The organism is Acidianus sp. HS-5 (genome assembly GCF_021655615.1).
GTDB lineage: Archaea > Thermoproteota > Thermoprotei_A > Sulfolobales > Sulfolobaceae > Acidianus.
The window spans coordinates 1233549-1246959 of the sequence record NZ_AP025245.1; the positions used below are offsets into that span (position 1 = coordinate 1233549).

A 13411-nucleotide genomic window follows, 5' to 3' on the forward strand; every position below is an offset into this window, starting at 1 on the left:
ATATTACCTTTATAATCTTTATTGCATATAAAGTCGTTAAACACAATAATACTATTCATGAATGATTTAAACTTTACTATTTAGTTTTAAAATCTCCTTTCCTAGGTATTTTACTTGTTCTGGCAGTTCAACGTTAATATCGTTAAGCATAAAAAGGCTTTCAATGAATGGAATGACTACTTTTATTCCCTCAAACCTATTGGCAACTCTCATTGCCCTTTCCAAATCCTCCGGAAAAGGGGGCACTAAGTTAATTACAATCCCTATGTATTGCCCTATCCTTTGAGAACTCCTCTCTATTTCCCTGATATATCTAAGGGTAGACTCAACTGAGATTTCGCTTGAATCTGATATGTAAAGTCTGTATATTTTCTCTTCAGGAAAAGTTTCCTTAAATAAACTTAACTCACATTGGACTTCATCGTCGTTCCATTGAATCATGGACGGGTTATCAACTATAAATGCTTGAAACCCATTTTTAACGATTCCCTGATATTTTTCCCTAATTTTTTTATATAGGTTCTCATTTTTCCTTATAATACCTAGGTCAACATAAAATCTTACGCCGTCTCCATATAGCTTAAGAATGTAAAAATCTCCTCCATCTTTTGTTTTCACCTCTTTAAAATAGTCTTCTTTATCCTCTTTATCAACTACAGAAGCTAGTAATCCTTTTCCTTTTATTTTAGCTAAGTTCGATGTCCACCCTACTGGGTCTCTGTCAATTAAAAGGGTTTTTACCCCATTTTGTGATAAATATTTAGATAAAAGTAATGCTATGGTTGACTTTCCTACTCCTCCTTTAGTACTTAGCACTGAAAGTCTCATTGCTTAATCAAATTATTTAAAAGATTTAAAGTTTTGTATGATTCATTTTAACATCTTCTAAAAAAACTAGGTTAAACTAGCATTTTAGGCCTTATCTTGAATTTCCTATACAGCAATACTAGTAAGGACGGAGCTAGATAGTACCACAATAATGAAGTTTCAAGAATTGCCGCAATTGATAAAGCAAATCCCATCTCCTGCAGTATTGCAGCCTTAACCAGCATTAATGAACCCATGGTTCCTGCGAATATTAAGCCCAAGAAGATGATAGTTTTCCCTATTGCTTTAACGCTCTTTCCTACAGCAGTTTCCATATCTTCCCCTTTCTCTATTTCCTCGTGAACTCTTGCTATTAGGAATATATTATAATCCATTCCTATTCCAATAATTATTGCAACCAAGAATAGAGGAACTACCGCAAAAATTCCGTACCCTAGAATATTTACGAAGATCAACCTCTCTAAGCCCAAAGTTATTCCTACGGCAGACATTATTGTAAATATTACTACACCAGAAACTGAGAAAGACCTAGTCATAATTACTAGAAGTATATACATAGTGACTGTAATTAACAGGAATATCTCTATGAAGTCTGTTTGTATGAAGTGCAGTATATTATAAAGATCTACAGGTCCACCGCCTACATAACCCACGTGAAGGTTTTCTATAGCTTGTACAACTTGAAATGCTTGGTTAGAGAAAGGCTGATATTTCTGGTTTACTACAAATAGCATATATCCGTGGGACACGTACTCAGTATAATTATATTCTGAAAGCTTACAATATGGAACTAATCCTCCGTAAGGCGATACTGGAGACTCTACTGCTGTAACCCCAGATATAGATGAAATCTCTCTGTAAATGTGCACTGCATAGTTATAAGTAGTCTCGTTGAAGGTTGAGATAGGAACTACTACATAGATCGGAAATACATTTGATGTAGTAAACTCTTGGCTCAATATATTAACTCCGTCACTAGCTTGAGAAGGTGGCATTAAACCTAAGATATTAGTGCTCAAGGGCATCGTAACTGCTATCAATGAAAATATAACTACAACAGCTACAAAGATTCCTACTTTAGTCACCGGTCTAGAAATTGAATTCTTCTTGTTCTCAATTCTAGTGAATTTTGCTGGGAAGAATAGTTTATCTCCTGTTGCTTTAAGTATCGAGGTGAAAAGCGTAGTTGCCGAAAGCCATACTACAAACACTGCTAACATCTCCGAGATTGAAGTATCTGAGACTAGTGGCACATTATATATGTAAAGGAATAAGAAAGATAACATAACTACAAGCGCTGTCAAGGTAACTGCTCTACCACCCCACCTTATTGCCTCTTTTACTGCATCGTCTTTAGATAATCCCTTTCTCCTTTCCTCTATATATCTGCTTGAGATGAAAACAACATAGTCAGTCCCTAGTCCTAAAGCTAACAGCAATACTTGGCTCGGAGTTAGGAAATCTACAGTTATTCCTAGTAGTTTTATTACTACCAACCATATTAGCACTGAAGAAACTAAGAACGCTGATATGTATATTCCTAAAGGTACGAATGCGGCTACAAACGATCTGAAGTAAATTCCGGTAATTATTATTGCTAGCGCAATCCCTACAGGAATTGCTACTGCAAATGCGCTATTAGCTAATCCTCTGAGCTGTTGATTTACAGGTTTAGATCCCGACAAGTAGGAAGTAAAAGGAATTTCGCTCTTTATATAATTTTGAAAGTCCTTTGCTTCATTTATCGTGAAGTTTCCTCTCATAATGAGCAAGTAGTAGTTCTTGTAATATAGGGCGTCAGTGATATTATGGATAAGCGTTACTGGAAATTCATTACTCTTTATTAAATTGAAAACTAGCGAAGATATACTTTCATTCTTTGATAGTACTTCCTGAAGTAAGCTTTTATTTACGCATATTATTGGAGTGAAATTAGCGTAATTGGTTATGAGTTTTGCAGATAAATTGTATATACTATTGTTATTTGCAGTCTGTAGGTAAAGAAGGAATTCTTTAGGAGTTATGTTAGAAGCGTTAAGTATTGGTTGTAACTTCGTTATCTTAGGAGACACAATATAGGCAGTTAGGTTGCTCACGTTATGATAATAAATTAAGTCTTGGAAGAACCATTCTGGTAGTTTGCTTTCATTTGAAGCTTGTGAAGAAACAAAATTAACGTACTGTGAGTATTCGGTAAAGCCACTTACTTCACTAACTAAGCTTGGAGACACGTTATATTGGGAACTAATGTAATTAACTGCAAATTCGTAAGGAGTTTTGCTTAAGTTATAGTATACTTCTGATACGAAAGGCCTTTCTGTTACGTTAGCCTTAGAAAGTATAACGTTATACGCAAGTTCTTTAAAGTCTGTTTGAGTTAAAACATCCTGCAGGAATGTTTCATTAAGTCCAGTCTTTTCGGAATATATGCTAAGTAATACAGTTTTAGGCTCAATAGAATATAATTCTTCGGCAAGACTGAGAGGTACATGCTCTGTTTCGTTAATATAATGTGTGGTAAATTCGCAGTAAGGGGTCTCATTTTCGAAGTTAATTATATTTACATAATTTTCTAGATATAACACGAAAGAATTGTTGAGAAGTGTAGAAGCGTTTTCAACGCTTATCTGAGCTCTTTCTACGAAATTGCTGTAGTTATTTTTCAGCCAGAACTCGTAAAACGCATAAAAGAACTTACTCTCGTTTTCGTTAGTTATGAGTTTGCTTACGCTTTGGAATGCTTCCTCACTTGAATATGTAAAGTTATGAGTTTCTGCATATAATTCCGAGAATTCTTTTAAGAAATAGGAAGTATAGCCGTAAAGGAAAAGGGATACATTACGTGCAGTAGAGTTTATCTCTATCTCTCCTCCTTTAATTTTGCAGAATACAGACAAGTTATTTAACATTCCTTGGTGGAGTTGGCTAAGCTTAATCGCAGTTCCGTTTATTTCATTACTTACATTTATGAATGCAATCTCAACTTTCTTCACTCCAGAATTTAATTCCTCCAGTTTTACTACACTGCCGTTTAACTTTATGTATTGGCAACTTAGATTATTCTCTGCCTTAATCTCTCCGTTTTTAATCTCTATTATTTCTGGATATAGAGAATTAGTTGCATTTTGTAATTTCGATAATGTAGTATTTAGTAAATCTTTCTCTAGAGAATAGTAGCTTATTATAGTTATATTTCCGTAAGAAGTTAGATTAGCTAAAAATAGTGAATAAGAGCTCACATTTCCTTGTATTATTAGTATTGCGTTAGCACCAGAAGCTCCTTGTAAGTGGAAATAATTTGAAACAATATTCTCAGCTTGAGCCGAAGTGCTTCCCGGCGTTGAAATATTTATTTGATAACTGACGTTATTGAAGAAGAGAGTTGAGAAAGGTGCTGAAATTGCTAAGATGGCTATCCAAATTATAAGTACGATATACCATTTTTTTGAAATAAACTCTGAAAACTTCGAATTCATACGTGGAATAGATATATCTAAAATATAAGCTTTTCTTAACTGACCTTCTTTGGTATATCTCTATGCAAGAAACTAATGAATGCAATTATTATTGCGAAACTGGAATAACCTAATATATATGCAATAGCTGCAATAGTAGTTCCTGGAACTACTGGAAAGATTTCTAAAGCCTCTACTATTAATGATGCGTGAGGAATACCCTGAGCTATTATATAAGGTAATTCTGTTGATCCCCATGCGGGTAAGGATATTGCTATGCCTATCAAAAAATATAAACTTGTCAGCTTTGCGACGAAGAGCAATACAGCACCAATTATTATAGAGCCTATCAAGATTGTACTTGAAACTAAGAAAGCAAGACTACTTCTCCTAAAAACTTCACCGAACATGAAGCCTATTGAAAAGAAAGTTAAAGTTGAAAATAAAATTGATAGTAAAACTTCAGGCAAGAAAGTTAATTCTGCTTGTTTTCCAAAAAAGGAAAATGAGAAAATTAAAGCTAATGCAACCATTAGTAGGTAAATTAATATAACTAGAACGTAACCTCCCAAAAACTTTCCTACCAGAAATGATAGCCTTGTAATAGGTTTAGTCATGAAGAAATCTACAGTTCCTTGCTCGTATTCTTCAGACATAGCTCCCGAGGAAATGGATATGGAAATAAAGTGAATAAGTAAACTTTGAGGTAAAAGAACTCCAGCTAACCAAAGTAAATCTTCTATTGGCGATAATAATTTTTCTATCCTCGGAGTTCTGAACTCTGCAAGGGAAAGGTAAACTCCTATTTCAAATAGTAAAGTGATTGCAACTAAAGTTATGACCTTCTTTCTTGCAATTGCTCTCTTAATTTCATAAACCATAATTTTCTCAATCATTAGACATAGCCTCTTTAACTATATTCAAATAAGCTTCCTCTAATTCATTATCTAAGTAGAAAGACCTAATCCTTACTCCTGCTAGAACCAATCTTTTAATAAGCTCTTCTCTCCTGTCTTCGTCAAGCGTTAAAATCACTTTATTCTTCTCCCCTTCTTCCACATTTCTCACGAAATCCATTTTACTAACTTCTGTCTTCAGATTTTCCATATCTTCAGTCTCAATTATTACTCTTATTCCTAGAAATCTCTTTATTAAATCCTCAACGGTTCCTTCAAAATATACTGATCCCTTATAAATGAAGTAAACTTTATCTGCAATCTTTTTTACGTCCTCCATTTCATGAGATGTCATTAATACAGTCTTTCCTTCCTTAGCAATGTTCTTCACTATGTTCCTAAAGTTAGAGATCAACACAGGATCTGTGCCCATATTTGGCTCATCCATTATGAGAACTTCTGGATTACCTAACATAGCTTCTGCAATTGCTATCCTTTGAATCATTCCTTTACTGTACTTTGCAATCTTCTTATTGGCATTCTCTGTCATTCCTACCATTTCTAGGAGTTTAGGAATTTCTGACTTGCCAATTCCTTTTATTTTTGCTGAAAATTCAAGTACTTCCTTTCCCGTAAGAAAGGGAGGGAGATTAGGCAACTCTTGAATATAACCTATTTTTTTAAATATTGACTTATCCTTAAAGGGATCCTTATTCAAAATTCTAACTTCTCCATCATCGGGGAAGATCAGACCTAAAATAACTCTAATTAATGTAGTTTTACCTGCGCCATTAGGGCCTAATATTGCTGTTATTTTCCCTTTTTCTGCTTTTAAAGTAACTCCTTTCAGTGCAGGCTTACTTCCGTACTTCTTCTTAATTCCTTCGGCAATTATCATGTAAAATAACATTTGTTGCAGGAATTTTTATTCTTGTGCTATTCTCTCCATCTCATTGCGTATCTTGGTAAGGAAATAAGCACTATACTTTCTAAAATAAACGCTACAATGGATATTTGATCTGTATTTTGTAAATTCAAAATTCCTTGGACAATCATTGACGCTGGAGTTGATGGTGATAATAAAAGCAGGTAAAGTACATCTTTCGGAAGTATTGAGTAAGGATAATAAAGTGGAGGAAGTATTGTGAAAATGAGCGAGAGGAAAGTAGATAATCCCCACGAATGTCTTGTATGTCTTATTAAACTTGCTAAAGTTATTGAGAGTGAAGTAGTAGATATAAGTAGTACTGCTGAAATTCCTAGAATAATAAGCAACTGAATAGTAGAGAAAACGTGAAATATGATCCCTAATAAAATATAAATCACTATTCCTGGCAGAGTGTAGATGAAATTACCTAAAGTTAAGCCTAGTATGTAATCCATGGGACCTATTTCAGTAGATACAAGCAGATCTTGTAGTCTTAACTGCAACCTTAAGAAGGCAAAATCTCCTATTAAGGAAATAGAGTTAGATACTATTACCGAGAGTAGCCCTCCTACTATTCCGTAAGCTAAAAGCTCTCCCTTTGAGATTACGTAAATGAAGAAGAGCAAAGATAAGGGCAGAGAAAGGTAAGCTAAAATGTAGATAGGAGCTCTTCTTATGTTCGAATACCCATAGAACCAAGCAAAAGTAAGAATGAAATTACTCCTCATAGTACAATCCCTTCGTTATCATTACGTCCTCTAGACTTATTGGTTTTATTACTACCCCTTTTCCTACGAGTTTCCTTGCTTCATCTTCATCTACATAAGATAGAGTAAGACTGCCTATTTTTATGTTACCTTCTCCCTCTACTCTCACTTTTCCTCTTAACGTAGATAACAATTCATCAACCGTGCCATAATCAACAAGCTTTCCCCTGTTTATTATTGCTATCTTACTGCAAAGCTCCTCAGCTTCTTCCATGTAATGCGTCGTTAAAACGATCTTGGATCTCATTTGCTTAATTGCAGACCAAACTTCAAGCCTAGAAATTGGATCTAGTCCAGTAGTTGGTTCATCTAAAAACACTATATCAGCATTAGATGCAATAGCCATTGCAACGAAAACCTTCCTTTTCATTCCTCCCGATAGTTCATCCGTAGGTTTATCCATTACCTCTCCTAACCCAACCTCTTTTAATACAGATTTAGCTGTCTTTAATGCCTCTGAGATTGAAAAACCCCTAGCCGTTAAATACATCGCAACGTGTTCTAAAGGTGAGGAAATTCCCATAGGCGAAGCCTCTTGAGGAATGCTAGCTATTATTTTCCTTACTTTTTTGACTTCCTTAACTACGTCAAATCCTTCTATTACTGCTCTTCCTGATGTTGGTAGGAGTTGAGTTGAAAGAATTCTAATTAGTGTAGTTTTACCTGCGCCATTTCTACCTAATACACAGGAAATCTTACCATCTAAATTAACCGAAAGTTCATCTAATGCTCTCGTTCCGTCTCTGTAAACCTTAGTTAGTTTCTCAGTAAAAATCATAAGGGAATAATTTCGTTAGAGGTAAAAAGATTAATATGCCAGCTAATAGGTCTTCATTATAATTATTCTAATATATTTTTAAATGCTGTTAAAGGAACTATAATACATGCAGACTCAAATACCGCCAGGGCAAAGATACCTTAAAAAGTTTATATATTACGCAGCGCTTGGAGTTCCAGAAGTTAATATTAAAGATTACAGGCTAAAGATAAGTGGTCTAGTTGAAAATCCCTTAGAATTTACTTATGACCAACTTCTGAATATGATAGATACTAAGTATACAAAGGACTTTCACTGCGTTACAGGCTGGAGTATAAAAGATGTTTACTGGGAAGGCATAAAGATAAAAACATTAATAGACAAGGCTAAGGTCAAGGACGAAGCAAAATGGGTTATATTCTACTCTTTAGACGGTTATACTTCAGTAGTTCCTAGGGATGACGTTTTAGCAGAAGATTCAATAATCGCCTTAAGGATTAACGGTAAGCCTTTAAGTGCAGAGCAAGGATTTCCTGCAAGACCATTTATGCCTCACCTTTACGGTTGGAAGAGCGCAAAATGGCTAACAGAAATAGAGTTCGTTTCCGAATATGTTGATGGCTATTGGGAAGAGAGAGGGTACCACGAGAGAGGCAATGTTTGGGAAGAGGAGAGGTTTAAAGACCCCGGAGGAAAGCATCATATAGCTAGAAGGCCAATATTAACCTAAGCATTCCTTTAGTTTTTGAACTACTGCCTCAATTTCTTCTATTGAAGGAGAAGGTAGGAACACTCTCCAGCTTTCGTCGTTTACTGACGGAGTAGCTAAAATTGCTGAAATAAGATCTCTGCACACCTTATCCATTTTATTAATGTCTAATCCTTCATCCATTTTATCTTGGACATAAGATTTTATTACTAACATTGCCATTAAAGGTTTGCCCATTTTTGCTAGATTTATAGCTTCTTCCATAGCATAGAGATTGTTAAAAAAGTAAATATTCGTTAATGCTTTTGAAGAGCTTTATAATTTTATGAAACAATTGAGTATTATGAAATCCAGAACCATGAAGTTTAGGATGATAGTAAGTCTCATAATAGTTTTAGTAATTTTTGCAGTAATCTTTATATCATTACCTTACTTGAACATGAACAATAGGCCTTCTACAACAAGCGCAAAAATTGTTAATGCACAAACTGTAGATAAATATTTTGGAGGAAAATGGGAAGAAAACGATAGTCTTTCTGGATATGTGGAGGTTGAGAAGTCTGAGTACGTAGTTCATTTTTATAACGGGACTACTCGAAACGTTAGTTCTGGAAATCTCTCTATAATAAATCCTCAAATAAGTAAATATCTTGGCATAATAGAAGTAGATCTTAATAGAATTAATTTTACAACATTTTATAATGAAAATGGTACTCTTTCAGCTGTTATACTAAATTACTCTTCACTTACTGAACCTAAGGAGATTTATGATACAATTTACAGTACATTTAAGGGCGAGAGCAAGGTAATAGACTTAAGCTTTCATAATATAAGCGAAAATGCCTTCATAGCTTCAATATGCTGTTATCAGTTTTCAATAGGATATGCTGGAAACGAAATTGCAATAATGTTTTACAAAGGGAATATAAATGAGACTCAAGCAATCACAGATATTATGAACTATGTACTATAAAGACTTAAAATGAAAAATAAATTACAAAAATTTTCATTGAGTAGTTGGCACTAAGTTATTAAACTTTTCATAAAGTCCTTTATGCTTCTCCTTTATCTCCTCTAGTACTGCCTTTATCCCTTTAAAAATATTCTCGGGAGAGGAAATTTCATTTAAGCCAAAAGGTGACTGTAAGTAAGCTTTACCATCTTTTATTACAACCTGGAGTTTAGATAAAACTTCTCCAGTTGTGACTTCATAAGTTACCTCTTCTGCTATGTGAACTTCGTTACCAACTATAAATAACTTTATCGTAGCTCCTTCGAAGCACATTTCTACAGAATCTTTTTCTGGATAAATTGAAACTTTCATAAGAAAAAATCCGTTTCATATATTTTAACATTTTCTACAATTTAAAAATATTCTATAAATAAAATGAGGAAGGAAAAAGTAATTTAACTTATAGTTATTGTTGCAGTCTGCTTTGCGAGAACTTTAGCTGATACTGCAGGAGTATATAGCTTTATAGTATAAGTTCCTGGAGATAGATGGAATGGTAATTGTAACTGGAACTGTGCCTCACTGCCTAATATTACTACAAACCCGCTGTACCAATTAACGGAGTCTTTCTTATTTTCATTCCATGGTGCTTGTATTATCTTTACTGTATCGTTAGAGATGTTGTAAGAGTATAGGAATACGTGCCATGTTGAGTTGTAAATCTCCATCATAGGTGCGGATGCAGGATAGGCATCTGGTCCGTCGCAGTCAGTTATATTTAATGTTAAGTAAGTTCCTTTAGCATTCTCGTAAGCCGAGGCATAAGTGATTTTTAGCTGAGGAATCTTTGAATCGTTAAATAGCGGTCCTACTACGTTACCGTAAGCCCACTGACCTGTAGCTAATATAAAACCTACTACAAGTATAGCAAATATTAAACCAATTATTGTGACTTTCTCCATTTTTATCACCATAATTTAATCCACTTAAGAATAGGTACGTTTGCTATTGGCCTATCTCCAAGCTTCTTGAACAAGTAGTAGTCTAATCCCCAAACTCTTCCTGCACCAGTTAGTATCAGCATTACTGATCCAGCAGTTAATAACGCGCCTATCTGCCATTCGTCTTCGCAGGTAGAACCTAACCAGTATGCGGGAGCAAAACCTACTGACATCGCTAAGGCTCCAAGTGCTGCCAATCTAGTTAGCAAACCTATAATTATAAATAGACCTGCAATTATCTCAATATAACTGAAGATCGTGAGGAAAGTAACATCGAAGGCTCTATTCTCCAATGTCATTAATAATAGTCCTTTAAAAGGTCCTGCATGAGGTAAGAAGTTTACTAACTTTCCTCCTACGAATGATGCTGAATTAGGATCTAATTTTGCGGGCTTTAATACTGCCTTTCTTAGTCCTCCATCTAAGAACATCCAACCAACTGCAAACCTTACTGGGAATAGGTACTCCATCCTTGTCATCTTTTCAGTTCTCTTGAACTCTTCTGATTGTTTTCCTGACATCTTACCACCAAAATGTATATTTGTTTACTAAAATTAAAAAGGTTATCCTTTTATAACTTTAAAATGTATAAAGCCGTATATCTTTTTTTATATAATATTAAAAAAACAAGAAAATCTAGTGTAAAAATATATACATTTTTACATTAATGTTGATACATTGTTAACTCGTTATTCTTTAACGTTTCTGGACCTAAAGCTAAGCCTATTATTGCAATAATTGACCCTAAAGTTAAAATACTGAAAGCAGAGGCGTTTAAAGGAAGTTTAGTAGAAACTAAAGATATTATTAGCGGACTGAAGCCTGCGGCAATGAAAGCACCGTTATAAGAAAATCCGACTCCGGTAGCTCTACTGAATGTTTTGAACCTCTCAGCCAAATAAGCAGGAGTTAACGCTGAAGGGAAGTTTATCAAAAATCCAAATAGCATTACTGAGAAAAGCGAGAAACCACTAAGGTAGAATATTCCCGCACCAATTGTGGAAAGTATTACATAACCTATTCCCGTAAATTTTCTGCCTGAAATGTCTGAAATTCCTCCGGCTATTATCATTGCAGGTATTCCTGCTAAGTTCATGTAAAATGCGTATTGCCCTATTTCAGATTGAGTTAAATGGAGATATTCTCCAAAAAATACTGGGGCAAATTGAGGTCCTGCATAAATCATCATCCAAAAGCCTATCATTACTAGAGTAGTCTGCCATATTGGTTTTAATCCCTTGACAGGATTCTCTTTCTTGCTTTCCACGTATATTTTAGGTTCAGTCATTCTTGACCTTATGAATACTGCAAGTACTGCAGGAATTACACCTATAGCAAAAATGTACCTCCAGCTGTTTTCTACAAAGCTAGGTATGCTTGTAAAATAAGCAAAAAGGTAATCAACTATAACAAAGCCAACTAATGTTCCGGACTGTGTTATTCCTCCGAATAGTCCTCTCATCTTCCTAACGCTCTCCATAGCTACGGTAAAGCTTGAGGAAACATCTCCGCCTATAAATATTCCTTGTAAACTCCTTAGTAGTGAGAGAAGTATTGGAGCTAATATACCTACTTGATAATATGTGGGCAAAATTGAAGTTATACCTATTGATAACGAGTATCCTAGCACTGTAAACATTAAAGTCCTTTTCCTTCCGTGCTTATCTGCTATGTAACCGAAAATAAAACCTCCTAAAGGTCTGAATAATACGGTAAAAACTATAGGCAATACTGCACCAAGTACACCTAAAGTAGGGTAAAATAATTTTTCTAGTAATGTGGCTGTTATAACTACTGCACCTAAATCGTAAGAATCCATTATCCACGATATATATGAACCTACATAATTTGAGACTGGTCTTTCATTCATATTAAGAAGTTAAGGTGTTTATTTAAAAAATTATCTTTCAATCTATTGAAAATTCATTATCAGATTTTAACCATAAAATAAGATAAGAAGATAATAATGATAATTATTAATTTAACTTATTTGTATTTGCTTATATTCTATGGAGGTAATGTTTAAATCTACTTCCTAGCATATTATATACCGATCCGTATGAGTATAAACAAGACGTTTAGTGGTGTTACTTCATTTATAGCTTATACTTTAGCAACTTACGTTTTAGTAGCTCCAGCGTTTACTGTAAAACAGTTTGAACTACCGTCATGGTTAGCTTTTTTAATAGTCTCAATACCTTTCGGAGGAAGAGTAATAGGATCTTTGCTTTATCAAAAAGTCGTAACATTCCTAGGCTCCAGACTAACTTTTCTAACGTCTCTCTTTGCCTTAGGTTTACTATCTGTAGGAAGCAGTACTTTTAATGTTCCTGCTTTGATTGTTTTAAGACTTTCAGTAGGAGTAGCATTTGGAATAGCAACTTCTTTAGCAGTTGAACAAGCGGTAAGATCAGGGAATAGGTTAATAATTGCATTAACAATGAGCGGTTGGGCATTCGGATGGATTGGAGGTGCATTCTCCTACTTAACTCTAGGTGAATGGCAGTTAATTGCCTTGAGCGGTATAATAACTTTACCGTTCTCTATGTTATATAAGAAAGTTAATGTATTCTCAGTAGAAGTAGGCAAACTTGGAATACCTTCACTATCCTCAATTCTGATATTCTTCTTCTCCTTTGAGCCAGCATTCGCTTTACAACTAGCTCCTGAGCTTGTAGAAAACCAAGGAGGAATGACCTGGTTAATATTAGGTTACATAGTGGCAGTGCCTATGTATATCTTTGTTCCTGCAATCTCATCATTACTAGGAGAAAGTAGGACTGCGTTACTTTACACAATGACTTCAGCAATAAGCGGAGTTGCGTTCTTCCTCACAGCATCTCCTTACGTTCTTGTTGTCTTTACAGCTTTTGGCTTAGGAATCAACTCAATAGCACCAAGGTTAGCCTCAGCTTATGGAGCTTCAGCAAGAAACATGGGGATTGCTTTGAACACTGCCGCATTAGGAGGAGTTGTAGTTCCAGTAATAAGCTCCTTTGATATAAAGTTCATAGCTTCACTCTTCACAGCGCTGTCAATGGTAATTCTGTTAGTAATGAGCGTTAAGAAGCCTAATGCATTGTTAGTAAGGACTGCATAAAGTTATTTTTCCTTTTCC

At 34.8% G+C, this 13411-nt stretch carries 14 protein-coding genes; 3 read left to right on the forward strand and 11 right to left on the reverse strand.

The annotated features are described in order from the left end of the window. Nucleotides 1–66: 66 nt before the first annotated feature. The 6 genes from HS5_RS06705 to HS5_RS06730 all read right to left on the reverse strand — a co-directional run bounded on the left by HS5_RS06705 (nucleotide 67) and on the right by HS5_RS06730 (nucleotide 7652). A complete protein-coding gene (locus HS5_RS06705; protein WP_236753392.1) occupies nucleotides 67–828 on the reverse strand; it encodes a ParA family protein in 762 nt (253 codons plus the stop codon). 71 nt (nucleotides 829–899) lie between these two features. Beyond that, complete coding sequence (locus tag HS5_RS06710) at nucleotides 900–4304, reverse strand: MMPL family transporter (protein WP_236753393.1); 3405 nt, start codon at nucleotides 4302–4304, stop codon at nucleotides 900–902. Nucleotides 4305–4339: 35 nt separating this feature from the next. Then, a complete protein-coding gene (locus HS5_RS06715) occupies nucleotides 4340–5176 on the reverse strand; it encodes an ABC transporter permease (RefSeq protein WP_236753488.1) in 837 nt (278 codons plus the stop codon). Continuing rightward, complete coding sequence (locus HS5_RS06720) at nucleotides 5172–6077, reverse strand: ABC transporter ATP-binding protein (protein WP_236753394.1); 906 nt, start codon at nucleotides 6075–6077, stop codon at nucleotides 5172–5174. Before HS5_RS06720 ends, HS5_RS06715 begins: the two co-directional genes overlap by 5 nt. Before the next feature lie 38 nt (nucleotides 6078–6115). Then, complete coding sequence (locus HS5_RS06725; RefSeq protein ID WP_236753395.1) at nucleotides 6116–6835, reverse strand: ABC transporter permease; 720 nt, start codon at nucleotides 6833–6835, stop codon at nucleotides 6116–6118. Further along, nucleotides 6825–7652, reverse strand: a complete 828-nt coding sequence (locus HS5_RS06730; RefSeq protein WP_236753396.1) for an ABC transporter ATP-binding protein — start codon at nucleotides 7650–7652, stop codon at nucleotides 6825–6827. Before HS5_RS06730 ends, HS5_RS06725 begins: the two co-directional genes overlap by 11 nt. A gap of 106 nt (nucleotides 7653–7758) precedes the next feature. Here HS5_RS06730 and HS5_RS06735 point away from each other — a divergent pair, with 106 nt between their 5' ends. Beyond that, nucleotides 7759–8361, forward strand: coding sequence for a sulfite oxidase-like oxidoreductase (locus HS5_RS06735; protein WP_236753397.1), 603 nt, complete (start codon nucleotides 7759–7761; stop codon nucleotides 8359–8361). On the opposite strand, the gene HS5_RS06740 is transcribed toward HS5_RS06735, so the two are convergent. Next, entirely contained in the window at nucleotides 8353–8604 is a 252-nt protein-coding gene (locus HS5_RS06740; RefSeq protein WP_236753398.1) for a hypothetical protein, read from the reverse strand. The two genes, HS5_RS06735 and HS5_RS06740, sit on opposite strands and share 9 nt — an antisense overlap. A 79-nt stretch (nucleotides 8605–8683) precedes the next feature. On the opposite strand from HS5_RS06740, the gene HS5_RS06745 reads away from it, so the two are divergent. Beyond that, the gene (locus tag HS5_RS06745; protein ID WP_236753399.1) at nucleotides 8684–9313 is read left to right on the forward strand and encodes a hypothetical protein; all 630 of its coding nucleotides are present in this window, start codon (nucleotides 8684–8686) and stop codon (nucleotides 9311–9313) included. Between the two features lie 33 nt (nucleotides 9314–9346). Here the strand turns inward: HS5_RS06745 and HS5_RS06750 are convergent, their stop codons facing one another. The 4 genes from HS5_RS06750 to HS5_RS06765 form a co-directional block, all read right to left on the reverse strand. Continuing rightward, nucleotides 9347–9664 (reverse strand): hypothetical protein, encoded by a 318-nt coding sequence (locus tag HS5_RS06750; RefSeq protein WP_236753400.1) that lies wholly within the window; start codon nucleotides 9662–9664, stop codon nucleotides 9347–9349. A gap of 83 nt (nucleotides 9665–9747) precedes the next feature. Then, nucleotides 9748–10254, reverse strand: a complete 507-nt coding sequence (gene doxA, locus HS5_RS06755) for a thiosulfate:quinone oxidoreductase small subunit (protein WP_236753401.1) — start codon at nucleotides 10252–10254, stop codon at nucleotides 9748–9750. Nucleotides 10255–10259: 5 nt separating this feature from the next. Further along, nucleotides 10260–10814, reverse strand: a complete 555-nt coding sequence (gene doxD, locus HS5_RS06760) for a thiosulfate:quinone oxidoreductase large subunit (RefSeq protein ID WP_236753402.1) — start codon at nucleotides 10812–10814, stop codon at nucleotides 10260–10262. Nucleotides 10815–10957: 143 nt separating this feature from the next. After that, a complete protein-coding gene (locus tag HS5_RS06765; RefSeq protein WP_236753403.1) occupies nucleotides 10958–12163 on the reverse strand; it encodes an MFS transporter in 1206 nt (401 codons plus the stop codon). A gap of 189 nt (nucleotides 12164–12352) precedes the next feature. Here HS5_RS06765 and HS5_RS06770 point away from each other — a divergent pair, with 189 nt between their 5' ends. After that, nucleotides 12353–13393, forward strand: a complete 1041-nt coding sequence (locus HS5_RS06770; RefSeq protein ID WP_236753404.1) for a transporter — start codon at nucleotides 12353–12355, stop codon at nucleotides 13391–13393. The last annotated feature ends 18 nt before the right edge of the window (nucleotides 13394–13411 follow it).

What these genes read in the sequence shown, in the direction of transcription:
- HS5_RS06765 (WP_236753403.1), bottom strand. Translation starts at nt 12,163, where the DNA reads ATGAATGAAAGACCAGTCTCAAATTATGTAGGTTCATATATATCGTGG.
- HS5_RS06720 (WP_236753394.1), bottom strand. Translation starts at nt 6,077, where the DNA reads ATGATAATTGCCGAAGGAATTAAGAAGAAGTACGGAAGTAAGCCTGCA.
- HS5_RS06735 (WP_236753397.1), top strand. Translation starts at nt 7,759, where the DNA reads ATGCAGACTCAAATACCGCCAGGGCAAAGATACCTTAAAAAGTTTATA.
- HS5_RS06770 (WP_236753404.1), top strand. Translation starts at nt 12,353, where the DNA reads ATGAGTATAAACAAGACGTTTAGTGGTGTTACTTCATTTATAGCTTAT.
- HS5_RS06745 (WP_236753399.1), top strand. Translation starts at nt 8,684, where the DNA reads ATGAAATCCAGAACCATGAAGTTTAGGATGATAGTAAGTCTCATAATA.
- doxA (WP_236753401.1), bottom strand. Translation starts at nt 10,254, where the DNA reads ATGGAGAAAGTCACAATAATTGGTTTAATATTTGCTATACTTGTAGTA.
- HS5_RS06750 (WP_236753400.1), bottom strand. Translation starts at nt 9,664, where the DNA reads ATGAAAGTTTCAATTTATCCAGAAAAAGATTCTGTAGAAATGTGCTTC.
- HS5_RS06705 (WP_236753392.1), bottom strand. Translation starts at nt 828, where the DNA reads ATGAGACTTTCAGTGCTAAGTACTAAAGGAGGAGTAGGAAAGTCAACC.
- HS5_RS06725 (WP_236753395.1), bottom strand. Translation starts at nt 6,835, where the DNA reads ATGAGGAGTAATTTCATTCTTACTTTTGCTTGGTTCTATGGGTATTCG.
- HS5_RS06710 (WP_236753393.1), bottom strand. Translation starts at nt 4,304, where the DNA reads ATGAATTCGAAGTTTTCAGAGTTTATTTCAAAAAAATGGTATATCGTA.
- HS5_RS06740 (WP_236753398.1), bottom strand. Translation starts at nt 8,604, where the DNA reads ATGGAAGAAGCTATAAATCTAGCAAAAATGGGCAAACCTTTAATGGCA.
- doxD (WP_236753402.1), bottom strand. Translation starts at nt 10,814, where the DNA reads ATGTCAGGAAAACAATCAGAAGAGTTCAAGAGAACTGAAAAGATGACA.
- HS5_RS06730 (WP_236753396.1), bottom strand. Translation starts at nt 7,652, where the DNA reads ATGATTTTTACTGAGAAACTAACTAAGGTTTACAGAGACGGAACGAGA.